32 protein-coding genes are annotated in these 24,987 nt (G+C 33.4%); 1 reads left to right on the forward strand and 31 read right to left on the reverse strand.

Translation table 11 applies throughout. The annotated features are described in order from the left end of the window. Nucleotides 1-106: 106 nt before the first annotated feature. Genes CCORG_RS06985 through accD form a run of 5 tightly spaced genes read right to left on the reverse strand, consistent with a single transcriptional unit; the run spans nucleotide 107 to nucleotide 3,795 of the window. Nucleotides 107-1,033: a tRNA dihydrouridine synthase gene (locus CCORG_RS06985; RefSeq protein WP_025802889.1), complete on the reverse strand. Its 927-nt coding sequence runs from the start codon at nucleotides 1,031-1,033 to the stop codon at nucleotides 107-109. Then, complete coding sequence (locus CCORG_RS06990; protein ID WP_025802888.1) at nucleotides 1,033-2,031, reverse strand: hypothetical protein; 999 nt, start codon at nucleotides 2,029-2,031, stop codon at nucleotides 1,033-1,035. The genes CCORG_RS06985 and CCORG_RS06990 overlap by 1 nt, the downstream gene beginning before the upstream one ends. A 13-nt stretch (nucleotides 2,032-2,044) precedes the next feature. Further along, on the reverse strand, nucleotides 2,045-2,395 hold the full coding sequence (dksA, locus tag CCORG_RS06995) for an RNA polymerase-binding protein DksA (protein WP_025802887.1): 351 nt from the start codon (nucleotides 2,393-2,395) through the stop codon (nucleotides 2,045-2,047). Between the two features lie 9 nt (nucleotides 2,396-2,404). Then, on the reverse strand, nucleotides 2,405-2,851 hold the full coding sequence (locus CCORG_RS07000) for a 23S rRNA (pseudouridine(1915)-N(3))-methyltransferase RlmH (protein WP_025802886.1): 447 nt from the start codon (nucleotides 2,849-2,851) through the stop codon (nucleotides 2,405-2,407). A 2-nt stretch (nucleotides 2,852-2,853) separates the two neighbouring features. Further along, the gene (gene accD / locus CCORG_RS07005) at nucleotides 2,854-3,795 is read right to left on the reverse strand and encodes an acetyl-CoA carboxylase, carboxyltransferase subunit beta (protein WP_025802885.1); all 942 of its coding nucleotides are present in this window, start codon (nucleotides 3,793-3,795) and stop codon (nucleotides 2,854-2,856) included. A 152-nt stretch (nucleotides 3,796-3,947) separates the two neighbouring features. Here accD and recO point away from each other — a divergent pair, with 152 nt between their 5' ends. Further along, nucleotides 3,948-4,565 carry a recombination protein RecO gene (gene recO, locus CCORG_RS07010; RefSeq protein WP_025802884.1) on the forward strand — a complete coding sequence of 206 codons (618 nt, stop codon included), beginning with the start codon at nucleotides 3,948-3,950 and terminating at the stop codon, nucleotides 4,563-4,565. Here recO and CCORG_RS07015 read toward each other — a convergent pair. The 26 genes from CCORG_RS07015 to CCORG_RS07140 form a co-directional block, all read right to left on the reverse strand. Next, the gene (locus CCORG_RS07015; protein ID WP_025802883.1) at nucleotides 4,560-5,297 is read right to left on the reverse strand and encodes a tRNA 2-thiocytidine biosynthesis TtcA family protein; all 738 of its coding nucleotides are present in this window, start codon (nucleotides 5,295-5,297) and stop codon (nucleotides 4,560-4,562) included. The genes recO and CCORG_RS07015 overlap by 6 nt on opposite strands. A 5-nt stretch (nucleotides 5,298-5,302) precedes the next feature. Then, entirely contained in the window at nucleotides 5,303-5,986 is a 684-nt protein-coding gene (locus CCORG_RS07020; RefSeq protein WP_025802882.1) for a 5'-methylthioadenosine/adenosylhomocysteine nucleosidase, read from the reverse strand. Continuing rightward, the gene (gene fabD, locus CCORG_RS07025) at nucleotides 5,983-6,912 is read right to left on the reverse strand and encodes an ACP S-malonyltransferase (RefSeq protein WP_025802881.1); all 930 of its coding nucleotides are present in this window, start codon (nucleotides 6,910-6,912) and stop codon (nucleotides 5,983-5,985) included. Before fabD ends, CCORG_RS07020 begins: the two co-directional genes overlap by 4 nt. Further along, nucleotides 6,912-7,475, reverse strand: coding sequence for an FKBP-type peptidyl-prolyl cis-trans isomerase (locus CCORG_RS07030; protein ID WP_025802879.1), 564 nt, complete (start codon nucleotides 7,473-7,475; stop codon nucleotides 6,912-6,914). The genes fabD and CCORG_RS07030 overlap by 1 nt, the downstream gene beginning before the upstream one ends. A 53-nt stretch (nucleotides 7,476-7,528) precedes the next feature. After that, nucleotides 7,529-8,440 (reverse strand): tetratricopeptide repeat protein, encoded by a 912-nt coding sequence (locus tag CCORG_RS07035; protein WP_025802877.1) that lies wholly within the window; start codon nucleotides 8,438-8,440, stop codon nucleotides 7,529-7,531. 4 nt (nucleotides 8,441-8,444) lie between these two features. Further along, complete coding sequence (locus CCORG_RS07040; RefSeq protein WP_025802876.1) at nucleotides 8,445-8,924, reverse strand: OmpA family protein; 480 nt, start codon at nucleotides 8,922-8,924, stop codon at nucleotides 8,445-8,447. 66 nt (nucleotides 8,925-8,990) lie between these two features. Further along, entirely contained in the window at nucleotides 8,991-10,214 is a 1,224-nt protein-coding gene (gene tolB, locus CCORG_RS07045; protein ID WP_025802874.1) for a Tol-Pal system protein TolB, read from the reverse strand. Between the two features lie 49 nt (nucleotides 10,215-10,263). Then, nucleotides 10,264-11,112 (reverse strand): TonB C-terminal domain-containing protein, encoded by an 849-nt coding sequence (locus CCORG_RS07050; RefSeq protein ID WP_025802872.1) that lies wholly within the window; start codon nucleotides 11,110-11,112, stop codon nucleotides 10,264-10,266. 3 nt (nucleotides 11,113-11,115) lie between these two features. Further along, nucleotides 11,116-11,508, reverse strand: coding sequence for a biopolymer transporter ExbD (locus CCORG_RS07055; protein ID WP_025802871.1), 393 nt, complete (start codon nucleotides 11,506-11,508; stop codon nucleotides 11,116-11,118). After that, nucleotides 11,501-12,091 (reverse strand): MotA/TolQ/ExbB proton channel family protein, encoded by a 591-nt coding sequence (locus tag CCORG_RS07060; RefSeq protein WP_025802869.1) that lies wholly within the window; start codon nucleotides 12,089-12,091, stop codon nucleotides 11,501-11,503. The genes CCORG_RS07055 and CCORG_RS07060 overlap by 8 nt, the downstream gene beginning before the upstream one ends. Nucleotides 12,092-12,103: 12 nt before the next feature. Continuing rightward, nucleotides 12,104-12,484, reverse strand: a complete 381-nt coding sequence (gene atpC, locus CCORG_RS07065) for an ATP synthase F1 subunit epsilon (protein WP_034971420.1) — start codon at nucleotides 12,482-12,484, stop codon at nucleotides 12,104-12,106. A 3-nt stretch (nucleotides 12,485-12,487) separates the two neighbouring features. Then, entirely contained in the window at nucleotides 12,488-13,885 is a 1,398-nt protein-coding gene (atpD, locus tag CCORG_RS07070) for a F0F1 ATP synthase subunit beta (protein ID WP_025802868.1), read from the reverse strand. 9 nt (nucleotides 13,886-13,894) lie between these two features. Further along, entirely contained in the window at nucleotides 13,895-14,788 is an 894-nt protein-coding gene (gene atpG / locus CCORG_RS07075; RefSeq protein ID WP_025802866.1) for an ATP synthase F1 subunit gamma, read from the reverse strand. Nucleotides 14,789-14,797: 9 nt separating this feature from the next. Next, nucleotides 14,798-16,309, reverse strand: a complete 1,512-nt coding sequence (atpA, locus tag CCORG_RS07080) for a F0F1 ATP synthase subunit alpha (protein WP_025802865.1) — start codon at nucleotides 16,307-16,309, stop codon at nucleotides 14,798-14,800. Between the two features lie 9 nt (nucleotides 16,310-16,318). Beyond that, on the reverse strand, nucleotides 16,319-16,849 hold the full coding sequence (locus CCORG_RS07085; protein ID WP_025802864.1) for a F0F1 ATP synthase subunit delta: 531 nt from the start codon (nucleotides 16,847-16,849) through the stop codon (nucleotides 16,319-16,321). Continuing rightward, nucleotides 16,849-17,367: a F0F1 ATP synthase subunit B family protein gene (locus CCORG_RS07090; RefSeq protein WP_025802862.1), complete on the reverse strand. Its 519-nt coding sequence runs from the start codon at nucleotides 17,365-17,367 to the stop codon at nucleotides 16,849-16,851. Before CCORG_RS07090 ends, CCORG_RS07085 begins: the two co-directional genes overlap by 1 nt. Before the next feature lies 1 nt (nucleotide 17,368). Next, entirely contained in the window at nucleotides 17,369-17,791 is a 423-nt protein-coding gene (locus CCORG_RS07095) for a F0F1 ATP synthase subunit B family protein (RefSeq protein WP_025802861.1), read from the reverse strand. A gap of 64 nt (nucleotides 17,792-17,855) precedes the next feature. Next, nucleotides 17,856-18,716 (reverse strand): ParB/RepB/Spo0J family partition protein, encoded by an 861-nt coding sequence (locus tag CCORG_RS07100; RefSeq protein ID WP_025802860.1) that lies wholly within the window; start codon nucleotides 18,714-18,716, stop codon nucleotides 17,856-17,858. Between the two features lie 2 nt (nucleotides 18,717-18,718). Then, nucleotides 18,719-19,498, reverse strand: coding sequence for a ParA family protein (locus CCORG_RS07105; RefSeq protein ID WP_025802858.1), 780 nt, complete (start codon nucleotides 19,496-19,498; stop codon nucleotides 18,719-18,721). Further along, nucleotides 19,495-20,127 (reverse strand): biotin--[acetyl-CoA-carboxylase] ligase, encoded by a 633-nt coding sequence (locus tag CCORG_RS07110; RefSeq protein WP_320153882.1) that lies wholly within the window; start codon nucleotides 20,125-20,127, stop codon nucleotides 19,495-19,497. Before CCORG_RS07110 ends, CCORG_RS07105 begins: the two co-directional genes overlap by 4 nt. Then, nucleotides 20,111-21,016, reverse strand: a complete 906-nt coding sequence (gene fmt / locus CCORG_RS07115) for a methionyl-tRNA formyltransferase (RefSeq protein ID WP_025802855.1) — start codon at nucleotides 21,014-21,016, stop codon at nucleotides 20,111-20,113. Before fmt ends, CCORG_RS07110 begins: the two co-directional genes overlap by 17 nt. After that, the gene (proB, locus tag CCORG_RS07120; RefSeq protein ID WP_025802853.1) at nucleotides 21,009-21,776 is read right to left on the reverse strand and encodes a glutamate 5-kinase; all 768 of its coding nucleotides are present in this window, start codon (nucleotides 21,774-21,776) and stop codon (nucleotides 21,009-21,011) included. The genes fmt and proB overlap by 8 nt, the downstream gene beginning before the upstream one ends. Before the next feature lie 40 nt (nucleotides 21,777-21,816). Then, nucleotides 21,817-22,845, reverse strand: coding sequence for a GTPase ObgE (gene obgE / locus CCORG_RS07125; protein ID WP_025802851.1), 1,029 nt, complete (start codon nucleotides 22,843-22,845; stop codon nucleotides 21,817-21,819). Nucleotides 22,846-22,915: 70 nt separating this feature from the next. Next, a complete protein-coding gene (gene rpmA, locus CCORG_RS07130; protein ID WP_025802848.1) occupies nucleotides 22,916-23,173 on the reverse strand; it encodes a 50S ribosomal protein L27 in 258 nt (85 codons plus the stop codon). Nucleotides 23,174-23,182: 9 nt separating this feature from the next. Continuing rightward, nucleotides 23,183-23,494 carry a 50S ribosomal protein L21 gene (rplU, locus tag CCORG_RS07135; protein ID WP_025802846.1) on the reverse strand — a complete coding sequence of 104 codons (312 nt, stop codon included), beginning with the start codon at nucleotides 23,492-23,494 and terminating at the stop codon, nucleotides 23,183-23,185. Between the two features lie 170 nt (nucleotides 23,495-23,664). Next, complete coding sequence (locus CCORG_RS07140; protein WP_025802844.1) at nucleotides 23,665-24,708, reverse strand: cytochrome-c peroxidase; 1,044 nt, start codon at nucleotides 24,706-24,708, stop codon at nucleotides 23,665-23,667. Nucleotides 24,709-24,987 lie beyond the last annotated feature (279 nt).

Below are 24,987 nucleotides of genomic sequence, written 5' to 3' on the forward strand. Positions count from 1 at the left end.
AAAAGCTAGGTTTAAGAGAATAAATTTAGGATATAATATATAAAATTTTAAGCATAAAATAAAGCTCTAATAATAAAAAATAGTGAAAATTTTAAAGCTATTTATACTAAATTTGGCTAAAAAATTCTTCTATTTTTAAGCGTGCGATTTGAGTATCATCTATGCGGTTTATTATGTCTCTAAACTCACTTGCGTTTTCATAGCCTTTAGCATACTGGTGGACATGTTTTCTAAAAAGAGCCACGCCTTTTTGCCCATAAAATTTCATCATCTCATCAAAATGAGCAAGAATTATCTCTTTTTTTATCTCTTTTGATACTGATTTAGAGCTTTTTATCTCATAAAATACCCAAGGATTTCCAATACTAGCCCTACCTATCATAAGCCCATCAGCACCAGTAAAATTAAGGACTTCTTTTGCATTTTTAGAATTTATATCTCCATTTGCAATAATTGGAATTTTAACACTTTGCTTTATCTCTTTTATGGCTTTAAAGTCTGAATTTCCGCTATATCCTTGCTTTTTGGTTCGTCCGTGAACTGAGATAAAATCCACCCCAACACTCTCTATTGCTCTAGCAATGTTTATACCATTTTTTTCATCAAAGCCAAGGCGAATTTTAGCTGACAAATAGCGTTTATTTGAAGTCTGTTTTATAGTATCTAAGATCTCTTTTAAAAGCTCTAAATTTGTAAGCAAAGTTGAGCCAGATCCATGTGCTACTACCTTTTTAGCAGGACAGCCACAATTTAAATCTATACCATCAATGTGATCATATCTGTTTAAAACCTCTACTGCTTTTTTAACAATATCGGGTTTGTTGCCTGAAATTTGAACTATAAAAGGTGTTTCAAGTTCATTTTTTTCTAACATTTTAAGAGTTTTTTTGTCACTGTAAGCTAAGGCATTTGAACTTATCATCTCAGATATTGTAAGATCACATCCAAAACGCTTAACAACGCCCCTTAAAGGAAGGTCAGAATATCCTGCCAAAGGGGCTAAAACAAGAGGTTTGATGGAGAAATCAATCATTAAAAGAAGTAGCTAGCTGGAACATTTTTGCCATGATCTCTTAAGAAAATAAGAGTCTCAAATTTATCATGATCTTCGCCATCACTGTATAAAAGCTTCTCTCTAAGCTCTTCTATCATGCCAAACTCATATAACAAATACAAGTATGCTTCACCAGCATCTTGCTTTTTATCTTTTAATCTATCAAATATAGCAACCAAAGTATCAGGTTCAAGTCTAGTGGTAAGTTCTTTTGCCATATCTATATACTCAGCTTCGCTAAATTCAGCCGAACTAAGAAGTACTATAAGATCATCTTTTGTCATCTCAAAGCTCTCATCATTTGCATATCTGCTAACTAAAAGTCTAATATCAAACTTACTCTTTTCAAAGTCATACTTTTTAATATCAAAATATTTTGCATTTTCAAGAACTGCTTTATAAGCACTTTTTTCCAAATCATTATCAAGGCTTGATCTATTTTTTAGAATTTCACTAGCATAGCTTGGATTTTTTCTTAGTTTGTTTTGTTCGTTTTTAAGAACTACTGGATTATCTGATTTGAGTTTAAATTTCTTTAAATCAACAACTTCGCCAGCATTTATTAAATTCAAAATATTTATAATTTCGGTGATATCTGGGTCTTGTAAATTTGGCTCATTTTCATGCCATGGCGATAGATATTTTGTGACCTCATTAGCTGTTTTAAATGTCGAAGTTTTAAATTTCTTATCACTTTCAACCCCTAAAAGTATCTCTTTTGCATATGTGTCATAAATTTCCATATCATTTTTGATAGCATATCTAGCACTTGCAGTCTTTAAACCATAATATCCAACATGAAGTATAGATAAAATCACAATAAAAAGTAGAGGTAAAACAAACCAAATAGCTACAGGAAGCCTAACCCTTATGCCCATCAGCCCAACCTCATAACTACTTGGATTTACCATAAAAGTTACCGCAGCAACCAAACCTATATAGATAAGAGAGTAAACAACAAAATGCTTTATCTTCATAACACTTCCTTTTTTATATGTTTTTTTCTGAAATCTCCTTGCAAGCTATGCAAAGACTTGCTGTTGGCTTAGCTTTAAGCCTTGCCATGTTTATAGTATCTTCACACATCTCACATACCCCATATGACCCGTTTTTAATCTTTGCTAATGCTACATCGATCTCGTGAAGCTCAAATTTCTGCTTACTACTTAAAGACTGCTCTAAATTTGAGTCTGTACTAATACTAGCCATATCAAACTCATCTACAGCCCCACTTTGCATAAGTTCACTTATCTCTGAGGCTGAGTTTTTTATACTATTTACAATTTCAACCCTTCTATTTTCAAGAAGTTTTTTGAAAAACTCAAGTTCTGTTTGTTTCACCCTAGTCCTTTATTTATGGTATGGATGACCCGCATTTATGCAAAGTCCTCTAAAAATTTGCTCATATAACACAAGCTTGGCAACCTTATGAGCAAGAGTTAGACTACTAAGAGAGATAATCATATCCATTTTAGACTTAAACTCACTGCTTAAACCATAAGCCCCACCTATGAAAAACGAAATTTTAGCTTTACTATCTAGTAGTTTTGCAAATTCTTGACTATCAAAAAGCTTACCTCTTTCATCAAGTCCTATACAAAACCCGCTAATCCTTGAAGCGTAAATTTCATCATAGCATCTAAGACTTTCGTCTTTGCTAATGCTTTGAGCTTTTGCTATTTTATTATTAAACAAAATAACATCTTCTATTTTGGCATATTTTTGTGCCATTTTAATATACTCTTCTATGCCAAAACCGTCCTTGTTTTTAGCAATAGAGTACACAGAAATTTCCAAACCTACTCTCTTTCTTCTAAAAGAGCACTCTCATTAATCTCTACAAGATTATCTTGGCTTTTATCCTCTATAAGTTCGCCTTTAAAAGACTCAAGATCTTTTTTCTTTGGTCCAAGCAACTTAAACATATCACTTATATATTTTTTTTGCTCATTTCTTGGAACTATAGCATCAATAAGTCCATGTTCTAGTAAAAATTCAGATCTTTGAAAACCTTCAGGAAGATCAGTTCCAATTGTCTGCTTGATAACTCTTTGTCCAGCAAAGCCGATTAACGCACCTGGTTCAGCTATTATTAAATCACCTAGCCACGCAAAAGATGCACTTACTCCACCCATTGTTGGATCTGTTAAGATGGATATATAAGGAAGCTTATACTCAGCCAACCTACCAATAGCAGCTGCTGTTTTGCTCATCTGCATCAAAGAGTAGGTACTTTCTTGCATTCTAGCTCCTCCACTTGCACTAACTATAACAAGTGGCTGGCTCTTTGCGATACACCTTTTTATCGCTCTTACGATCTTTTCGCCTTCAACTGAACCCAAAGATCCACCCATAAAGCCAAACTCAAAAACAACCAACTGAAATGGCTCACCTTCTATCTTAGCCTCGCCGCTAATCACAGAGCTATGGCGACCAGTTTTGCTCTCACCTTCACTAATTCTTTTTTTGTATGATTTTTTATCTACGAATTTGATAGGATCTGTTGGTTCAAGGTTGTTATCATACTCAACAAAACTATCTTCATCAACTAAAACTGCTATCCTTTCATAGCCTGAAAGCCTCATATGATGAGAGCATTTTGGGCAAACATTAAAGGACGCTTCAACCTCTTTGTAGTACATTAAAGCGTGGCAGTTTGGGCATTTGATCCAATGAGCTGGTGCTTCACTAGGATCAGCTTGCTTTCTCCTCATTTTTGAAAATATGTCACCGAAATTCATTTCACCACCTTAAATAAAATCTTTACATTATAACTAAAATTTCCTTATCTTTGCTTAGTTTTTGAGAATTTAAAACGAAAATTTAATTTTAAACTGACAAAATAGTATAGATTAGAATTTTAAATTTAGCTAAAATTTTGTATAATCACAAAATGCAAGGATACATTTTAAAAATCACAAAAGTTAAAGATGAAGATTTAATAGTTGAAATTTTAACACCAAATAGCATGATAAAAACTTATAGATTTTATGGTGCAAGACACTCTAAAATAACTCAAGGATATAAAATAGACTTTGAAATAAACGAAAGTATAAATTTTTTACCAACCTTAGTAAATACTATGCATCTTGGCTATTCATGGCTTTTAGATAGAGAAAAACTTCTTTACTGGCAAGGATTTATAAGACTAATGCATTCACATCTAAAAGACTTAAACGAAGTAGATAGCATATATTTTCAAACTCTTGATGAGTGTGCAAACAAGATAAATTTGCAAAACCCAAAGAGGCTTTTTTTAGAAAGCTATGTTAAAATTTTAGAATTTGAAGGAAGACTTCCAAATTTAGAGTTTTGTTTTTTGTGCGATGAGGAGATTAGTGGTGATAAAGTGGCTTTAGCTAGGGCTTTTTTGCCTGCTCATGAGAGATGTTTAAACAAAACTGGCTTTGAAATTTCTAAAATTTCAGAATTTTTAAATTTAGCTTCAACTATAAATTTAGAAGACTTTGAAGTTGATAGTTTGTATCAAATTTTAACACTTGGCTTATAAAAATGTATCAAGGTGGATATTTTCAAAAGATGCCATTAGGCTTTTGAAAAATTTAGGATTTTCGTCTTCAAATTTAGCCAAAAGCTCTTTTGTGGAAGCTCTTGCAACAGGCTCTTTACCGCCATATGTTTTAGCAGGACAACTATCTTCTTCATTCATAAGTGGAATTTGATTTTTAATAGCACAATCTCTAATTTGCCTCTCTCTAGCTAAAATAAGTGGACGAATAATTACTAGACCATTTTGAGCGGTATATTTTGGTGCTAGAGTTCTCAAAGCACCATTATACATAAAATTCATAAAAAAACTCTCTGCTGCATCATCAAAATGGTGAGCAATAGCAAGCTTATTAAAGCCATTTTCAAGAGCATAAGTATATAAATGCCCTCTTCGCATCCTGCTACAAAAGCTACAAAAAGTTGAGTTTTGCCTAATCTTTTCTCTACCAACTTCAAAAATTTTAGTATCTAGGACTCTGTGTTTTATGCCATGAGCTTCTAAATTTTTAGTTACTAATGTGAAATTTTCACCTATACCATAACTTATGCTAACGCATTCAAATTCCCATTTTAAAGGGCTTACAGAGTTAAAATGCTTAAGCGTGTGAGCTAATACCATACTATCTTTACCGCCACTTAAGCCTAAAGCGATTTTATCGCCATCTTCAAACATTTTATATCTTGCGTTTGTTTGACCAACTATTCTTAGAAGTTTTTTGCTGATCTCTATCATAAAACCTATAAATTTTCTATCATTTTTAGCATAAATTCAGCACTTTTTTTAGCACTTTCTACCATAAAATCATCAAAGTCAAACTCAGCACTTTCGCAAGCTTCATCACTAATTGATCTCATTAGAAAATACCCTACATTTAAAGCATGGCAAACTTGCCCCACACTAGCTCCTTCCATCTCAGCAGCACTGGCGTTAAAGGTAGTTTTTATCCACTCTTTTTTTTCATTTGAGTTTATAAACTGATCACCACTTGCTATGATTCCTGGAGTTATATTAAGTCCTAAATTTTTAGCAGTTTTAAGGGCTATTTCATTTAATTTTTTGTCAGTTTCTACAAATATAGGACTTCCTGGCACGAAACCATACGGATGTCCAAAGGCGGTAATATCAAGATCGTGTTGGACTACGCTTGTAGCATAGAGTATATCGCCTATTTTAAGTCCTTCTTTTAAAGCCCCCGCAACTCCTGTAAAAAGCAAAATCTGAGCTTTGAATTTCTCTATCATAATGGTAGCTGTAAGAGTGGAGTTTACCTTGCCTATTTTAGAATAAGCTATGATTAATTCATGATTTTTAAAATTTGTAATATAAAAGCTATTGTTAGCATAATCTATCTTTTCGCACTCAAATTCATCTAAAAATGGCTCAATCTCTTCTGGCATAGCACCAAGAATTGCTATTTTCATGCGTTCTCCTCGTGAAATTTCATAAACTCATCTAAGCTTTTTGCATCTGTTATGCTAAAGGTTGGTTTATTTGTAATCTTTTTATTTATACCCTTTAAAGTTGTAGCTCCAAATTCAATAAAGCAGTCAATGTTTTGTTCAATATTTAAAATGCTTTGTTTATATAAAACTGGTTTTACGAGTTGATCCTTAAGCAAGGTAAGAGCTTCGTCTTTGGTTGAGTATGGTTTTGAAGTTACATTTGATATAACTGGGCTAAAACTATCTCTAAGAAGTGGTTTTAACTCTTCTACAAGTGCATCACTTGCACTGCTAAGCATCGGACAGTGACTTGATACACTCATATCAAGAACCAAGGCTCTTTTTGCACCTGCATCTTTAAATGTTTTTTCTAAACTTTCAAGATCACTTCTTACTCCAGCTACAACTATTTGACCATCGCTATTGTAATTAGCAGCCCATACTTGCTTGCCATCTTCTCTAGCGCTTTCGCAAATTTCTTCTACAATTGAGTCTTCAAGACCTAATACAACCATCATAGTGGCATTTTTACCTTCACAGGCTTTTTGCATAAGCTCACCACGCTTATTTACTAGCTTTATAGTATCAAGAAGATCTATACCGCCACTTACACCAAGAGCACTAAACTCCCCAAGAGAGTGGCCAAGAGTTAGTTCTGGCTTTAAATTTAAGCTCTCTTCCACAGCAAGGTAGCACATAAAAGAGTTTAAAACAACAGCAGGTTGGGTAAATTTTGAAATTCCAAGATTGTCATTTTTAATAAAAAGCAGTGTTTTAAAATCTATCTTACAAAAATCACTTGCTCTATCTAAAATCTCTCTTGATTGAGTAAAGTTATCATACATATCCTTTCCCATGCCAGGACTTTGAGAGCCCTGACCTGGAAAAATAAAAGCATACTTCATCAGTGGCACCCACATCCATTGCCGCCACAACATTCATGATCTTCATCATGATGGTGGCCACCACAACACTCATGATCATCATCGTGATCACCACATCCACAACTATGCACAACACCATCAGGCATACCAGTTTTTACCTCATTTTCATTTGCTTGTCTATTTTCAATAACTTCAATATCAAATTCTAAATCCATTCCTGCAAAAGGATGATTAAAATCAACCATAACCTCATCATCTCCAATAGCTTTTACTACAACTCTTACAGTTTGACCATTTTCGCCTTCGCCAAAGAGCTCCATACCTTCTTTTAAATCTATACCTGCAAATTCCTCTTTTGGAATAGATTTAATAGCCGAAGCATCATACTCACCAGCTGCATCTTTTGCTAAAATAGTAATAATTTTTTTATCACCATCGCTTAAAGCAAGAACCTCTTCTTCTAATTTTGGCATAATTTGCCCAAGACCAGTTATAAATTTAATCGGTTGTGGGCTCTGTTCTAAAGTAGACTTAGAGTTAAAATCCCTAAGCACATATGACATTGTTATTGTTCTATTTGTCATAATTTCTCCTAATAAAATAAATTTCTTAATTTTAGCATATAAAAGAAAATATGCTATTTACTGTTTAGTGATTTTGCTTGTGAGCTATTTGGGTATTTTGTTTTTAAATATGTATAAAATTTATCAGCATTTGCTTTATCGCCTAATTTTTCCAAAGAAACTCCTGAATTAAGCAAAAGTTCTGGAACATAAGGTGCATTATCACTATTTTTTAAACTATTTTGGTAACTTTTTATAGCATTGGCATATGATTTTTGATTAAATGAAATTTGTCCAAGCATAAAATGAGTTTGTGCTGGCTTATAGTTCTTACTAACTAAATAGTCGTAATAAATCTTAGCATCTTGATATTTTTTTGCTTCAAATAAAGTTTTAGCCTCTTTTTCTATATCAGCTGGCTTCATATCATCAAAGCCAACAACTTTTTTAGGAGCATTTGCTACTTGATTATTAGATGGCTTTTTAGAATCTGAGCTATTTAAAATCTGCGGCTGTGATATATTTTCTTTGTTTTCTGTTTTTGCTACTGGACTAGAATTTTTTTTTACACTACTTTGAATATTAAGTTTTTGATTTATAGTCTCTATTTGCTTTTTAAGTTCGTTAATATCCCTTTTTAGGCTATCAATATCGCTTTTACCAGCAACTGAAGTATTTGAATTTGCAAGGTTGCTAACTTTTCCAGTTGTTCTTATTTCAAGATCTGAAACTCTACTTTCAAGTTTTGATACTTGGTTTTGAGAACCTTCAACCACGCTTCTTAGTCCTATCATGTCCTCTTCTTGTGATTTTTGTTGAGCAATAATTTGGTCAATTCTTTTTTTGCTATCAAGAAGAACTTGCTCATTTTCTGTTAAACCGTAAGGATTTGTTGAGGCAATATTACCAGCACCAAAAACAGAAACTTCCTCTGAAAAAGAGAAGGTAACCCCAAGAAGGGTTACCAAAAAGATAATTTTTTTCATATATTTAGTATGAAACTCTAAATTCGCTTCTTCTATTTTGAGCATCGCAAGATTTTGATCTTTCAGTACATACTGGATTGCTCTCACCAAAGCTTACAACATCAATTCTTGATGGATTAACGCCTTCAAATACTAAAGCATCTTTAGCTGCTTTAGCTCTTTTTAAACCAAGAGCGTAGTTATACTCATCTGTACCCCACTCATCACAGTTACCCTCAACTTTAATCTTAAGAGCTTGTGCACCAGCTTGATTAAATAGTGCTGCGTTATTGTTTGCCGCTACTTTACCTTGAGCATCTACATTATATTTATCAAATGCAAAATATACATTCTGAACTTGACCTTGAATTTGATTAGCAAGTGCTGCAAGTCTTTCTGCATCTGTCATCACCACACCAGTTTGTGCAACTTCTGGCTCTTTTTTGCTACAACCAGCAATCATAAGAGCAACTACTGCAACTGAAGTTAAAACTAACTTTTTCATATCTCCACCTTTATAAAATAAGATTACTCACAATTATATCATAAATTTTAAATAATTACCACAAAATTACCAATCTATTGATTGAATTCTACCAACATTTAATGGAAACTGAAAACTTTTGTTCTCATTTACTCTAATTATACCAACAGCACTTTTGTATCCTGAGTCTTTGATATACATCACACTTCCACCATCGCTTGAAAATCTTGGAAATAAGTTTTTTCCATCAGCTGTTAATTGTCTTATATAATTAGTCTGAGTCGAGATAAGATATAGGTTAAATGATCTATCTGGCTCACGACTAGAATAAACTATATAGTTGCCATTTGTACTAATTGAGTTATTATTTCTTCCATGATATACCATTTGCTCAACTGAGCCACCATTTATATCCGTAGCAAAAACATTTGGATATCCAAGTCTATCACTTACAAAAACAACCCTACTATCGCCATCAACAAAATTTCCACTAACATCAATACCTGGATAGTTTGTTATACGCTTTTTACTTCCGTTTCTTAAATCATATATAAATATATCAGCTTGCTCATCTGGAGCATCCGTTATAAGAAGTTTTGAACCATCACTACTAACATCAGAAGCTACAAGCATACCACTACCTTTATAAATTTTAGTTTTAGAACCACTTGCTAAATCATATCTATAAATTGTTGGGTTTGATCTGTTTTCATAATATGTGTAATAAAATGCACTTTGAGATGCATTTGCCCATTTTGGAAATACATTTAAGCCATCACTTAATAGCCTTTTTGTGTAAGTTAAAGTGTAATCGCCTACATATATATCGCTATCTCTTGCACTTGTATAAACTGAGTAAACTATCATACCATTCATCCAGTCAACATCAGAATATCCTATATTTTTAACTATAGTAGATACTGCTTTGTGTGCTAAAAATGGAAATCTCTCACCACTTTCGCTAAAACTGCCTTCATATAAGGTATTTGAGTTTTCAACTACTTTAACCTTTAAATTTAAACTCGAACTTTTATCACCTGTTAGTTCATATTTTACTACTAAACCGCCACTAAGAGCTGGGTTATTAAATGCATTTTGAAAATAAGCATTTTCAACCTCAAAAGTAGCACCAACTTTTAAATCTCCTGCCATTAGTTTAAAAAACTGATTTTGGAAATTTGAGTCGGCTAAATTTGAACCATCCTCAACTGAAATTTTAGGCAGTGCCACACCTTGGTTAACAATTGTTGTAGTAGCATCATTTGCAAAAAGTGCTATACAAAATGTAACAACAAATAAAATTTTTCTCACTTTAACTCCTCTAGTTGGATTTTTGGAATTGTACTATTGTTTAGTAAATTTATTTTGCTAAGTCCGCCATCTTATAGGTATGAGTAAACGGCTGTCCATTTGGAGGCTTTGGAAAGTTCATACCTTCAAGCTTAGATAGAAAATCTCTAAATTTCTGATTAAACGCTGAGTCATAAGCTAACTGGGTTATTTCATAACTAAGCTTTCCGTTTGGACTAATTGTTATCTTAACCGTTGCATCTTGATTTGGTATGGCTCTATATGATGTCCAAACTCTTGTAAGAATATTTTGGACTTCTCCACGAAATTTATTATAAACTCCTGTTGACATAGTTTTACCTGAAGATTTTTCAGATTTTTTTTCAGATTTTTGAGAACTTGTGCTTTTTTCCTTAGCAACCTTTGTTTCGTTATCACTCTTTTTTCTACTTTGGACAGACTCTTCACTTTTGGCTGCTTCATTGATCTTGGTGCTATTTATATCAGAAAATAGATCAAGTAGTTTTGGTTCTTCTTTGGCAATTTTTATTGGCTCTGTAGAGTCTTGATTTGGAGCGGGTTCTTCTTTTTTAGGTTCTGGTTTTGGTTGTTCTTGTTTTGGTTTTGATGCTTCATCAGGTTTTTTGTGTGTAGTTTTTAATTTTTCTTCTTCAACTTCTTCTTCTGTTTCAGCTTTAATCTCACTTGGCTTTTCTAAAGCATCTTCAGGTGCAGCAGGAATCAAATCATCAATATCTGCGATTGTAACTTGATCTCTTGTTGCGTTAATATCATCCGTATATCTTACATTTTCTAAATTTTGAAAAGCTTTGTTAGATAGATAGAGAACACAAATAAGCGATATTATATATATTGATAAACTTATTATAAAAGATAGGATATCTATAGTTTTTTGCATAGATTATCCAAGAGTTTGTAAAGATACCTTAGAAAAACCAGCTTTTTTAAGAGTTTTTAGCACGAAGACAACATCATCATAAAGCAAAGTCTTATCAGCTTGAATATAAACAGGGGCTTGTAAATTATACTTAGAGATAAGAAGTATAAGATTATCTCCAAATTCATCAAAACTCATTTTACTTCCTGCTATATCAATTATCTTATCTGGTGTAACTCTAACAACTAAATCCTCTGTTTTTTCAGTAGAAATTTGTTTCTTTGACCCAATTGGCAAAAGAATATTCTCTTCATATATAACAGCTGGAGTTGTGACCATTAAAATAGCTAACAAAACGAGCATAATATCGACAAGCGGAGTTATATTTAACTCTGGCTTTTCGTCAAAATCATACATCAAATCTCTCACTACTATTTCTAGAATTTAAAAGTATCACATCAGCGGATCTATTTATAACGCTCATTATTTCATAAGATTTTCTCTTTAAAAGAAGGTGAAAAGTGTAAGCTGGTATTGCTACAAAAATTCCAGCACCTGTTGCAACTAGTGCCTCACTAATAGCTGGAGCGATAACACTAAGACCTGCATCCCCAGCACCCATCTTTGCAAATGTCTCAAGTATTGCTACAACTGTACCAAAAAGTCCTATAAAAGGAGAAGTTGATGCTATAATTGAAAGCCAAGTAAGTCCCGAAGTTGAGCTTTTTTCCGCCATTGCTATACAGACATTTAACTTCTCTTTTGATGCAAAGCCTGTTGCACACTTTTTAAGAACTGTAGGAGTGTTTGTAACTTTAGCACCCAAAAGAAGTGAGTCCAAAGCTTTAGACTCACTATTTAGCCAAGAATTTAGCGTTATCATCTTTGAAATCAAAATCGTAAATGTAGCTATAAAATATGCAGATAACCAAATAAGTACAAATATCGTAATAAATGCACTTCTTGAAATATAAGCTAGTAAAATGTCTATAAATTCCACTTAAATACTCTCTTATAAGTTATCAAGTCTAGCTATAGTTGCAGCATAAGCTGTACTTTCACTACCCATAGACTCTATTAGCTCTTTAGCCTTTTCAATAGCTTGTGCTATTTTACCATCTTTTTTACCACCGATATATACTGCACCATCAGCAAGAACGGTAACTTTTTCTTCAGAGACTTTTAGATATCCCCAGTTAATAGCTACTCTTTCTATATCACCATTTAAATCAGTGACTTCAATAAGTCCTGTATCAAGCAAAGTTACAAGTGATGCATGATTTGGCAAGATGCCAAGCTCGCCTTCGCTTCCTGGAAATTGAGCTTCTTTGACATCGCCACTAAAAATCATACCTTTTGGGGTAACTATCTCAAGTATAAATTTATTTTTCATAGATTATCCTTTAAGCTTTTCAGCCTTAGCTATAACCTCGTCAATATTTCCAACCATGTAAAATGCATTCTCTGGAAGGTCATCATATTTACCATCTAGGATACCTTTAAATCCTGCGATTGTCTCTTCAAGAGAGATATATTTTCCTGGGCTTCCTGTGAAAACCTCAGCAACAAAGAATGGTTGAGATAGATATCTTTCAATCTTTCTAGCTCTTTCAACAACTTGTTTGTCTTCTTCGCTAAGCTCATCCATACCAAGAATTGCTATGATATCTTGAAGATCTTTATACTTTTGAAGTATCATTTGAACTCCACGAGCCACCTTATAGTGCTCTTCTCCTACAATTTGCGGATCAAGCATCCTTGAAGTTGAGTCAAGTGGATCAACTGCTGGATAAATTCCCTTTTCAGCAATAGCTCTATTAAGAACAGTTGTAGCATCAAGATGAGCAAAAACAACTGCTGGAGCAGGGTCAGTAAGGTCATCAGCTGGAACATAAACAGCCTGAACTGATGTAATAGAACCCTTCTTAGTCGTTGTAATTCTTTCTTGAAGTTTACCCATCTCACTAGCTAAAGTTGGCTGATAACCAACAGCTGATGGAATTCTACCAAGCAAAGCTGACATCTCTGAACCTGATTGTGAGAATCTAAAGATGTTATCAATAAACATCAAAACATCTAGTCCCATCTCATCTCTGAAATATTCAGCCATTGTAAGACCTGTGAAAGCGATTCTATTTCTTGCCCCCGGTGGCTCATTCATTTGACCATAGCATAAGGCGACTTTATCTAAAACACCACTCTCTTTCATCTCATTATATAAGTCATTACCCTCTCTTGTTCTTTCACCAACACCAGCAAAGATTGAGTAGCCGCTGTGCTTATAAGCAACATTATGGATAAGTTCCATAATAATAACAGTTTTACCAACACCGGCACCACCAAATAATCCGACTTTTCCACCTTTTGCGTACGGAGCTAAAAGATCTACTACTTTAATACCAGTTTCGAAAATTTCACTCTTTGTTCCTTGATCTTTAAATGCTGGTGGGTCTCTATGGATCGACCATTTTTCTTGAGCATTAACCTCTTCACCATCATCAATAACATCACCAACAACATTGAAAATTCTTCCAAGAACCTCTGGACCAACTGGAACTGATATCGGTGCTCCTAGAGCAACTGCTTCTAGTCCTCTACTCAAACCATCACTTGTATCCATGGCAATAGTTCTAACTTTATTATCTCCAAGTTGAGCAGCAACTTCTAAAATAAGCTTCCTTTGTTCACCCTCAACTTCAAAGTTAACCTCAATAGCTTCATTAATCTGTGGCAGATAATCACTAAAAGCAATATCTACAACAGGACCTAAAACTTGACTAATTATACCTTTCATCTACTCTCCTTATTTAATCGCTTCAACACCACTGATAATCTCAATAAGCTCAGTTGTAATAGAACCTTGTCTTGCTTTATTGTAGGCAAGATTTAGCTCAGCAACTCTTTGTTTTGCATTATTTGTAGCATTATCCATTGCTGTCATTCTAGCGCTATGTTCACCCGCTAAACTATCTATCAACGCATAATACATACTATACTCAATGTATTTAACCATAAGATCTTCTAAAATCTTAACTGCATTATCAGCTGGTTCAAATTCTATCAAAGAGTTTTCAAATTTATTACTCTTATCAACTACTGGTGGCTCTATAGGGGCAATTGTGTTGATTCTTATCTCTTGAACGATCATATTTTTATAACCGTTATGAACTAGAATAATCTTATCTGTTTTACCACTTTTAAAATCATCAACCGCCTCTTTAATAATATCTTCAGCTTTTTCATATGTAGGTGCTGAGCTTACTCCGATGTAAGATTTATATATCTCAACCCCTTGAAATCTAAAATACTCAATACCCTTTTTACCAACTGCCCTAAGTCTTACTTTAACCTTTTGGTCTTGATACTCTTTTATCATATTTCTTACAGTTTTTATAGTGTGAGCATTAAAACCACCACAAAGTCCCTTATCAGCAGTTACAAATAAAATATCAACTATCTTAACATCAGCTGAGGTATTAAATAGTTTGCTAAGTTCACCATCTTGCGGTACGCTATCTGCGTAGTGGGCTATCTCACTTAAGACCTCGTTTATCTTAATAGCATAAGCACTTGACTGAATAGCTGCTTCTTTAGCTCTTTTTAACTTGACATTAGAGACAAGTTTCATAGCCTTAGTAGTTTTTTCAGTGTTTTTTACGCTCTTAATCTGAAGTTTAATATCTTTTAAATTTGCCATTTTATAGCCTTACTCTGCAGAAAATGTCGCTTTAAACTCATTTAATGCTTTTGCTAGAGTTTCTTCAGTATCTTTATCCATAGCTTTTTTAGTTCTTATGGTTTCAAAAACTTCTGGGAATCTAGCTTCAATAAAAGGATAAAGCTCAGCTTCAAATTTTCCTATAGCAGAAGCTGGAATATCATCTAAAAAGCCATTTGTTCCTGCGTAAATTATAACAGTTTGTTTCTCAACCGCTAAAGGCGAATAAGGGGGTTGTTTTAAAACTTCAACCATTCTAGTTCCGCGATCTAGCTGTTTTCTTGTAGTCTCATCAAGATCACTTGCAAACTGAGCAAATGCTTGAAGCTCACGGTATTGTGCAAGATCAAGTCTTAAAGTTCCAGAAACCTTTTTGATAGCTTTAATTTGAGCAGAACCACCAACACGGCTAACTGATAAACCTACGTTAATAGCTGGTCTAACACCTGAGTTGAATAGACCTGTCTCAAGGAAAATTTGACCATCAGTAATGGATATAACGTTTGTTGGAATATATGCTGAAACATCTCCTGCTTGGGTTTCAATAATAGGTAGAGCAGTTAAACTTCCAGCTCCAAGTTCATCACTTAGCTTACTAGCTCTTTCAAGTAGTCTTGAGTGTAAGTAAAAAACATCTCCTGGATAAGCTTCACGACCTGGTGGGCGTCTAAGAATAAGTGATAACTCACGATAAGCAACAGCGTGTTTACTTAAATCATCATAAATAATAAGTGCGTGTCTTGCATTATCTCTAAAGTACTCACCCATTGTACAACCAGAATATGGTGCAAGGTATTGAAGAGATGCTGCTTCACTAGCACCAGCATTAACTACTATAGTATAGTCCATAGCACCATACTCTTCTAATCTTTTAACTGTTTGAGCTACAGTTGATTGTTTTTGACCAATAGCAACATATATACAAATTACATCTTGACCTTTTTGATTAATGATAGTATCAACTGCTATTGTTGTTTTACCTGTTTGTCTATCGCCGATAATAAGCTCTCTTTGTCCTCTTCCGATTGGAACAAGAGCGTCAATTGCTTTTACACCTGTTTGAAGTGGTTCATGAACTGACTTTCTAGCCATAATGCCTTTAGCCTTTTCTTCAACAAACCTATACTCTTTTGCTTCAATCTCTCCTTTGCCATCGATTGGTTCACCAAGAGCATTTACAACTCTTCCTATCATAGCATCACCTACTGGAACTTGAAGAAGTTTGCCTAATCTTTTAACACTACCGCCTTCTGCAATACCCTCCATAGACCCAAGAATAATAACACCAACTGAGTCCTCTTCTAAGCTAAGTGCCATACCTTGAGTTCCATTTTCAAACTCAACCATTTCATTTAACATTACATTTTTAAGACCATAAACACTTGCAACACCATCTGCAACTGTAATGATTTTACCTGTCTCTTCGATATTGATATCAATATCGAACTGCTCAATGCGCTCTTTTATAATCGCACTAATCTCATCAGCTTTAATCTTCACTCTATCTCCTTATATTGCTTTTAATATATATTCACTAATGCCTTGTTTTAGCCTATCTAGCGAAAAACTTATCTCCGAACCAAGACTTTCTAGATCAATCTTAACACCATTGTAATCTGACTTTTTATAATTAAGTGAAATTTTAGAGTCAAATTTCTTTGATAGCAGGCTTTCAAGCTCTTCAATCTGCTGGCTACTTATACTATCTTTTGAGTATATAGTTCCACTATACTCATTTTTACTAGATGAAATCCTAAAATTAATACCATTTAAAATTTTAGGTATTAAAACAAGTCTTGAGTTTTTAGAAAGTATTTTGATCAAATTTTGAAATTTCTCATCACTATCCTTTACCAAAGATAGAACCAACTCCTCTTTTTTAGCATCATCAACTAAAGGGGAATTTATGATACCACTAAATTTATTATCTTTAAAAGCTGTAGCGATAACTTCTAAATTTGATATAGCTTTATCAAGTTCACTTTTATCAAAAGAGCTTAAAATCGCTGCTATGTATTTATCTGAAATAACTTTACTCATTAGCTAGCCTTCTTATTAATAATAGATACAAGTTCATCTTGGCTAAGAGAGATACTCTCATCATTAAGAGTTTCATTTAAAATCTCACTCACAATCTCTTTTGTTGCTCTACTACTTTCAAACTCTTTTTTACTCTCATAAGCTTTTTCTAAACTACTAAACTCATAAGCAATATTTTCTTTACTCTTCTCTTTTGCACTTATTATCTCTTTTTTAGCTGCATCAATTAGGTTTTCACCTCTTGTTTTAGCAATTTCTACATCTTTTTGAGCTTGAATTTTTTTCTCTTTTGACTCTTTTAGTTTGATTTCGATATCTTCTAAGCTTTTTGCTATTCTAGCAATCCTATCATCATAAGCTTTTTTTGCAATATCTTTAAGAAGGTAAAACAAAATTCCAAAAAATACTATAAAGTTAAATGTTCTTGGGATGAAATCATAATTTTTCTCACCGCCGTCAGCTGAAGCTAGGATAATCGTTGGCACAATAAGTAAAGCTAGATATAAAATTTTTCCCATATTAAATCCTTGCCATTTTCTCTTTTATACTAGATCTAAAAACTGGAATGCTTGCTTTAAGACTCTCTTTAAGCTCTACTTTTTCCTTTTCTAGTTCTTGTAAATACTTACTAAAATCATCTTCTAGGCTATCTTTTTTAGCCTTGATCTCCTCGGCCTCATCTGCTTCTATTTGGCTAAGACCATCCTGCCTAACAGTTGCTGCTTCGTTTCTGGCTTTAGTAAGAATATCCTCGATCTCTTTAGCTTCAGAGTCTACTTCAGCTAAATTTTTATTAGCTGCGTCCTCATCTCGCTTGATAGCCGCATCTCTTGCATCCATAAAAGCTAGCAAAGGTTGGTAAAGCCGTCTATTTAGGTAACCAACAAGAGCTATAAAAACGATTATGGTCAAAATAAATGCACTAACATCTATCTGAATCATATATTCTCCTTGATCATACAAAATCGTGCTATTCTACAATAACTTTAATGAAAAAAAGCTAAATTTAGCTAATTTTATCTATTAAATCTTGAATTTGTTTTGTTTCCTTAAATTCTATTGATACTTTTTTATCTTTAATTGACACTTTACCATATCTATCAAGCGATGATTTAAGGTTTTTAATAGAACTTTTAAATTCTTCGCTTGCAAACTCTTTTTTCTTTGGTTTATCACTATTTTTTAGCCTTTTTACTAAATTCTCAGTATCTCTTACTGTTAGCTTTTGACCGATTATTGTATTTAAAATTTTAATCTCATCATCACTTTTAAGACCTACTAAAACCTTAGCGTGGCCTTGAGAAATTTTACCTAAATTTAGAGCTTCTTTGGTCTCTTTTGTTAAATTTAAAAGCCTTAGTGTATTTGTGATTTGTGAGCGAGATTTTTTAATGATGTCAGAAAGATCATCTTGAGTTATTTTATACTCGTCAATTAGCTCTTTATAAGAATTTGCAAGTTCGATAGGATTTAAATTTTCACGCTGAATATTTTCAATCAAAGCTAGCTCTCTTAAATTTTGAGACTCGATATCAGCAACTATGGCTTTTATGGTTTTATCACCTAGAAGTTTAGTTGCTCTAAGGCGTCTTTCACCAGCTATTAATACATATTCGCCATCTTTTTCAAATACAATGATTGGCTGGATAAGACCATGTCTTTGTATGCTTTGACTTAGCTCTTTTAGTGCTTCTTCATCGAAATTTTGACGAGGTTGGTATGGATTTGGCTTTATTTTACTAACTTCTATATCAATAACCATATCTTTATTAGCACCACTTTCAAATTCTTTAGTATATGCTATTTCTACATCTCCTAAAATAGCATCAAGACCCCTACCAAGTGCGCTTTTTTTATTTTTTGCCATACTTACTCCATTATACAATTAGCTAAGCTTTGATAAGCAGCAGATCCAGCTGATTTTGCATCATATAAGATCACAGGTTTACCAAAGCTTGGACTTTCTGCTAGTTTAACATTTCTAGGAACTACTACAAAACCATGCTCGTTGTTGCTTTTAAAAAGTTTGTTTTCAAAGTGCTGCTTTAGGTTATCAACTGTCTCTTTTGAAAGGTTATTTTGACTACTATACATTGTTGGCAAAAAGCCTTTAATGGCAAGTTTTGGATTTGTAGTTTTTTTTACAACTTTGATTGTATTTAGTATCAAAGCTAGTCCTTCGAGTGCATAAAACTCACACTGTATCGGGATGATAACACTATCGCTTGCAGTTAGTGCATTTACTGTTATACTTCCAAGAGTTGGTGGTGAATCAAGTATTATGTAGTCATATTTACTTAAAACTTCACTGATTTTATTTTTTAAAACTAGTTTGAAATTTCCACCTTGTTCTGAGAATTCTTGCTCAATTCCAACAAGTCCGATATTTGAAGGTACCATATCAAGGGTTTTTATCTCGGTTTTTAAAATCACATCTGAAATCTTTTTTTGACCAATTAAAACATGATAGATATTGTACTCGTAATCATTTCTATTAAAGCCAAGTCCTGTTGTAGCATTTGCTTGTGGGTCTATATCGATAATAAGCACCTTTTTACCAGCAACTGCTAAAGATGCGGAGAGATTTACTGCTGTTGTTGTCTTGCCAACTCCGCCTTTTTGATTGGCAATTGTTATAACTTCACTCATCTTAAACTATATACCTTTTTGTTATTTATCACTACTGAACCATCATTTAAAAGAACTGCATCTTTTAAACTACTCTCTTTATCATCCACATGAGCGGTAAAATTTCGTGACTTTTCAAATTCTACCAAAAACTTACTAAAAATTTGCTTCCATGAGAATTTATTTTTTAATAATTCCAAATACCCCATAGCAATGGAATTTTGAGTTAAACTAATGTCAAGTTTATCCGCAAAAATGGGGCTTTTTGCTAAATTTATCCCTATTCCACAAATATAAATGTCCTTTATCTTTGTAGTTATAACTCCACCTATTTTTTTATCATTTATATAAAGATCATTTGGCCATTTTAACCAAACTTTGGAACCTAAATTTGATAAATACTCCTTCATAATATATGCAAAATATATGCTTATGGAATTTGGTGGAATATCATTTGGTAAATCCTTAGAGCTTACGCAAAATGAAAAATGTAAATTCTCTTCTAAGCTTTTCCACTCATTTCCCCTGCTGCCAACTCCTGCGGTTTGAAATTTTGCTACAATAGCATGCGGTGGGCTAACCACGCCACACTTTATAGCCTCTATAAGATCTAACTGAGTGGATTTTGTGCTATCAATAAATTCTATCACCAACTTTTAGCCTCTTGCCATTTATATACTCTTTAGCTTTTAAAGGCTTTTTAGCCGCCTCTTGAATCTCGTAAATTTCTAAACTACCACCACTAAATCCAATAGTAAAACTATCATCTTTTATATCTAAAATTTCACCTAAATTTCCTGAAATTTGAGCTTTTTTTGCACTTAAAATTTTAGTACCATCTTCTAAAAATATCCCAGGCCATGGAGTGTATGCTCTAAGCTTTTGTTCAACTTCTATAATATCATCACTAAATTTAACTAATCCATCGCTTTTTTTAACCTTACCACATTTTGAACTCAAGGCGTTAAATTGTGCAATAGGGTTAATATCATTAAAATTTCTTAAAGTTTTAAGCGCTAAATTTGCTGCCACATCTGCTAAAATTTCAAAAACTTCATTTGATGATTTATCTTTGATATCAACAAAACTAAACGCTAGCATATCGCCATCATCAAGCCCTTCACTCATGCTCATAGCCGTTACGCCACTTAAATTTTCACCTTGTAAAATCGCTTCTTGAATTGGGCTAGCACCTCTAAATTTAGGAAGTATTGAAGCGTGTAAATTTATACAATGAGTTATATCAAGAATGCTTTTTGGCAAAATTTGACCATATGCTGCTACGATGATATAGTCAGGCTTGAAAGCTGAAATTTGATCTTTTATGCCATCATCTTTTAAATTTATGGGCTGGAAAACTGGTATATTTTTTTCTAATGCATAAGTTTTTACAACAGGTGGAGTTATCACTTTTTTTCTGCCGACTGGTTTATCTGGTTGAGTATAAACAGCTACAACTTCAAACTCGCTTTCTACCAAAGCTTTAAGTATAGTTAAGGCATAATCAGGAGTGCCCATAAAAATGACTTTTTTACTCATTTTTGCCCTTAAATAGTGTCCCGCCGATTTGCTTTTGATCCATTAAAAAAGTTGTCGCAACAGTTAAATCAAACCCGCTTGCTAAAAACATATCTAAATTCTTTTCCATTAAAAAGTCAGCTGCTTTTAGCTTTGTAACAATACCACCACTTCCAAAATCACTTCCAGCTTCTGCTTTTTGTGAAAGCTCTTCTTTTGTAAGATTAAAAACAGTTTTTCTAATAGTTGCGCTCTTGTCAAATCTTGGATCAGCTGTATAATACCCATCAATATCACTTAAAATCACAAGCATATCAGCACCAAAATAGTGAGCCACACTCGCACTTAAACGGTCATTATCACCAAATAAAATCTCTTCAATTCCTATAGTGTCATTTTCATTTATTATGGGTAAAATTTTATGTTCACAAAGTTTATCAATGACATTTTTAGCGTACTGGGTCTTTTTTCTTGAGTCAAAATCACTTGCAGTTAGCAAAATTTGAGCTACATTTATGCCGCGATTTTTCATCAAATTTTCGTAAATTTCCATTAAATACGGCTGACCTATGGCAGCCAAAGCTTGACGATTTGTAATGCTATCTTTTTTAATATCAACTATGGTTCTAGCCACAGCAATAGCACCTGAACTAACTAAAATAATCTCATATTTAGTAAAAACTTTAGCCAAAAACCCACAAAGAGCTTCAAATCTTTTATGACTTATGGTGCTATTTTCACAAAGAACATGTGAGCCTACTTTTATAACAACTCTTTTCAAATTTACTTCCTTTTAAAAAAGAGATTATAACAAAATAAGCTTATAAATTTATAACTCTAAAAAGATCGTATTTTAACTCTTTAAGTCCTTGGTTGGTTGCACTTGATATCATATCTACAAAGATTGGTTTTGTGGAGTCTAGCTCGTCTAAATTTTGTGCTTTTTCAAAGTTAAAATCTTTTAAAAATTTGGCATAAATCTCATCTTTATTTTCGCTAGCATCGCTTTTTGTAAGAGCGATGGCAAATTTGGACTTTGCCAAATTTGGACTAAATTTTTCTATCTCAACCCTGAGTGCTTCATACTGAGTTTTAAGATCTCGGTAATTTGTCATATCTATCATAAATAAAAGAACTTTTGTTCGCTCTATATGGCGTAAAAATTTAAGTCCCAAACCACGCCCATCGCTTGCTCCTTCGATAATACCTGGAATATCAGCCATAACAAAGCTATCAAATTCTCCCACATTTACCATTCCAAGTTGTGGGGTAAGAGTTGTAAATTCATAGTTTGCTATCTCAGGTTTAGCGTTTGATAAAGTTGAAATAAGTGTTGATTTTCCAACATTTGGAAACCCAACAAGACCTACATCGGCGATTAGTTTTAACTCTAGTTTGACATTTGCTTTTTCGCCTTCAAGACCTGGCTGAGCATAAGTTGGGCGTTGATTAATAGAGTTTTTGAAGTGAGTATTGCCAAGACCGCCTTTGCCACCTTTTAAAAACAAAACCTCTTTGCCATCTTCAACTAAATCAAACAAAATCTCATTAGTATCACTATCAATCACTAAAGTTCCAGGCGGAACTACAAGCGTTAGTCTTTCGCCATTTTTGCCAGTCATATTTTTACCCATTCCAGGTTCACCATTTTGGGCCTGAAATTTAGTTTTACCTTTATAAAATCTTAAAGTATGAGAGTTGTTATCCACCTTAAAGTAAACATCACCACCATCGCCACCATCTCCGCCATTTGGACCGCCTAGTTGGATGTATTTTTCACGCCTAAAGCTTGAACACCCTGCTCCACCTTTTCCAGCCTTGACGCTAAATTTCACACTATCAACAAACATAATAAAACCTTAAAAATTTATAAAAGTAAAAAGAGAAAAAGGGGCTAAATTTTGCCCCTTAAAATATGAGTTAAGCTTCTGGATAAACAGATACTTTTTTTCTATCTTTGCCAAATCTTTCAAATTTAACAAAGCCATCACTTAGAGCAAAAAGAGTATGATCTCTACCAATACCTACATTTTCGCCTGCATGAGTTGCTGTGCCTCTTTGGCGGATGATGATATTTCCAGCTCTTACAAACTCGCCACCAAATTTCTTAACACCCAACCTTCTTCCTATGGAATCACGGTTATTTTGGGTTGAACCTTGACCTTTTTTGTGTGCCATCTCTTCTCCTTATCCAACTATGCTTGTAACTTTTACGCGAGTATACTCTCTTCTAAAACCGCGTTTAAGTTTTGAGTCTTTTCTTCTTCGTTTTTTATAGATAACGACTTTTTTATCTTTACCTAAATTTACAACTTCTAAGACAACTTTAGCACCCTCAACAAATGGCGCTCCTACCTTTAACTCACCGTCATTTATAGCTAACACATCGCTAACTTCTACGGTATCTTTTTTCTCAGCTTCAAAGCGGTCTAAATTTAGGTAATCACCCTCACTTACTTTGTACTGCTTTCCGCTGTGTTTAATAATAGCATACTTCACTGCTAATCCTTTAAAATTTTGGTAGTACCTAAAAGCATTTCTAAATTTATAGAAAATTTTGGGAGCTTGTAGGTTTGTAAAGGGGTAATTATACTATTTTTTACTTAAAGAGTGCTTATTTAATGAAATTTAATTAGGAATTTCGCCCCTTAAGGAGCGAAATCTAAAGCTTAATAATCAAGCTCTGGTTTTGGTGTTTTATCTGTTGAAATAGGAAGGATAGGATATACTATTTCAGGCATTTTACCATTTAATGCATCAAAGAATGTTGAGATGCTTTTTGCATCTTGATCTGAAATTTCTATGCCTAATTGAACGCTTCCCATCTCTTTGATAGCTTCTTCAACTGTCCAAATAGCACCGTTGTGAAAATAAGGTCTAGTCATTTTTACATTTCTAAGAGGTGGTGTTTTAACCATACCATTTGCATCACCTTTAAAGTCACCAATATCTGCAAATTTATATTTATTTGCAAGAGCAAATGTCTGCATATTTCCACCTAAATTTATGTCATTATGACAGGTTGCACAGCCTTTTTCTAAGAATAGATCAAGACCTTTTTTCTCATCATCACTTAGTGCTTTATAGTCACCATTCATAAAATCATCAAATCTTGATGGAGTATTAAGTGTTCTTTCAAAAATACCAATACTTGTAGTAACTAAATCAAAGCTAATCTTCACATCATCACCATAAGCTTTTTTAAACATATCAACATACTCAGGCATTGAGTTTACAACTGCTTCTATGTGTTCTGGAGTTGCTGCCATCTCAACCATAGATGTTGCTGGTCCTGCTGCTTGTTCTGCTAAGTGAGCAGCTCTTCCGTCCCAAAACTGAACTGTGTTAAATACTGAGTTAAAAACTGTCGGTGAATTAAGATGGTGTGGGTTTGGTGACCATTTATGCCCTGTTGAGGCTGGAATATTATCACTTCCACCATAACCTAAATTATGACAGGTGTTACAGCTAATGATTCCACTTCTTGAAAGTCTTGGATCAAAGTAAAGCACTTTACCAAGTTCTACTCTTTCGTTAGTTAGTGGAAATTCTTTAGCATCTGGTGCTTTTTCCTCTGCTAGCTTTAAAATATCTGCTGGATCTTTTGGAAATGCAACTAGCCCAAAACTTTTTGCTTTTTCTACAAGTTCTGCACTTGCAAGACCTGCTGTAGCTAGCAATGCTGAGCATACGATAACTGATAAAAATCTCATTTTTACTCCTTTATATTTGAATTCGTAACGATTATATAATATATTTGTTAACTAAGTGTTAAAATACAAAAATTCAATTAAATTTTCTTAAATAATAAAATTTATATAAGATTTAAAATCAAACAAAGCTCAATTGGTTTTGATTATGCAAAATTTAACTATAGATTTTATTTTAAAAAATCAAAGCATAACTCTAAATTTGGTATAAATTATTTTACAAATCTATAAATTTATATCTAAACTTTAAAATAATAAAATTATCAATCAGTTATATTTTAA

This window comes from Campylobacter corcagiensis (genome assembly GCF_013201645.1).
Taxonomy (GTDB): Bacteria; Campylobacterota; Campylobacteria; order Campylobacterales; family Campylobacteraceae; genus Campylobacter_B; species Campylobacter_B corcagiensis.

Excerpts from the sequence above, each read along its gene's own strand:
- CCORG_RS06985 (WP_025802889.1), bottom strand. The coding sequence starts at position 1,033 with ATGATTGATTTCTCCATCAAACCTCTTGTTTTAGCCCCTTTGGCAGGA.
- CCORG_RS06990 (WP_025802888.1), bottom strand. The coding sequence starts at position 2,031 with ATGAAGATAAAGCATTTTGTTGTTTACTCTCTTATCTATATAGGTTTG.
- accD (WP_025802885.1), bottom strand. The coding sequence starts at position 3,795 with ATGAATTTCGGTGACATATTTTCAAAAATGAGGAGAAAGCAAGCTGAT.
- recO (WP_025802884.1), top strand. The coding sequence starts at position 3,948 with ATGCAAGGATACATTTTAAAAATCACAAAAGTTAAAGATGAAGATTTA.
- CCORG_RS07015 (WP_025802883.1), bottom strand. The coding sequence starts at position 5,297 with ATGATAGAGATCAGCAAAAAACTTCTAAGAATAGTTGGTCAAACAAAC.
- CCORG_RS07020 (WP_025802882.1), bottom strand. The coding sequence starts at position 5,986 with ATGAAAATAGCAATTCTTGGTGCTATGCCAGAAGAGATTGAGCCATTT.
- fabD (WP_025802881.1), bottom strand. The coding sequence starts at position 6,912 with ATGAAGTATGCTTTTATTTTTCCAGGTCAGGGCTCTCAAAGTCCTGGC.
- CCORG_RS07030 (WP_025802879.1), bottom strand. The coding sequence starts at position 7,475 with ATGACAAATAGAACAATAACAATGTCATATGTGCTTAGGGATTTTAAC.
- CCORG_RS07035 (WP_025802877.1), bottom strand. The coding sequence starts at position 8,440 with ATGAAAAAAATTATCTTTTTGGTAACCCTTCTTGGGGTTACCTTCTCT.
- CCORG_RS07040 (WP_025802876.1), bottom strand. The coding sequence starts at position 8,924 with ATGAAAAAGTTAGTTTTAACTTCAGTTGCAGTAGTTGCTCTTATGATT.
- CCORG_RS07050 (WP_025802872.1), bottom strand. The coding sequence starts at position 11,112 with ATGCAAAAAACTATAGATATCCTATCTTTTATAATAAGTTTATCAATA.
- CCORG_RS07055 (WP_025802871.1), bottom strand. The coding sequence starts at position 11,508 with ATGTATGATTTTGACGAAAAGCCAGAGTTAAATATAACTCCGCTTGTC.
- atpC (WP_034971420.1), bottom strand. The coding sequence starts at position 12,484 with ATGAAAAATAAATTTATACTTGAGATAGTTACCCCAAAAGGTATGATT.
- atpD (WP_025802868.1), bottom strand. The coding sequence starts at position 13,885 with ATGAAAGGTATAATTAGTCAAGTTTTAGGTCCTGTTGTAGATATTGCT.
- atpG (WP_025802866.1), bottom strand. The coding sequence starts at position 14,788 with ATGGCAAATTTAAAAGATATTAAACTTCAGATTAAGAGCGTAAAAAAC.
- CCORG_RS07085 (WP_025802864.1), bottom strand. The coding sequence starts at position 16,849 with ATGAGTAAAGTTATTTCAGATAAATACATAGCAGCGATTTTAAGCTCT.
- CCORG_RS07090 (WP_025802862.1), bottom strand. The coding sequence starts at position 17,367 with ATGGGAAAAATTTTATATCTAGCTTTACTTATTGTGCCAACGATTATC.
- CCORG_RS07095 (WP_025802861.1), bottom strand. The coding sequence starts at position 17,791 with ATGATTCAGATAGATGTTAGTGCATTTATTTTGACCATAATCGTTTTT.
- CCORG_RS07100 (WP_025802860.1), bottom strand. The coding sequence starts at position 18,716 with ATGGCAAAAAATAAAAAAAGCGCACTTGGTAGGGGTCTTGATGCTATT.
- CCORG_RS07105 (WP_025802858.1), bottom strand. The coding sequence starts at position 19,498 with ATGAGTGAAGTTATAACAATTGCCAATCAAAAAGGCGGAGTTGGCAAG.
- fmt (WP_025802855.1), bottom strand. The coding sequence starts at position 21,016 with ATGAGTAAAAAAGTCATTTTTATGGGCACTCCTGATTATGCCTTAACT.
- obgE (WP_025802851.1), bottom strand. The coding sequence starts at position 22,845 with ATGTTTGTTGATAGTGTGAAATTTAGCGTCAAGGCTGGAAAAGGTGGA.
- rpmA (WP_025802848.1), bottom strand. The coding sequence starts at position 23,173 with ATGGCACACAAAAAAGGTCAAGGTTCAACCCAAAATAACCGTGATTCC.
- CCORG_RS07140 (WP_025802844.1), bottom strand. The coding sequence starts at position 24,708 with ATGAGATTTTTATCAGTTATCGTATGCTCAGCATTGCTAGCTACAGCA.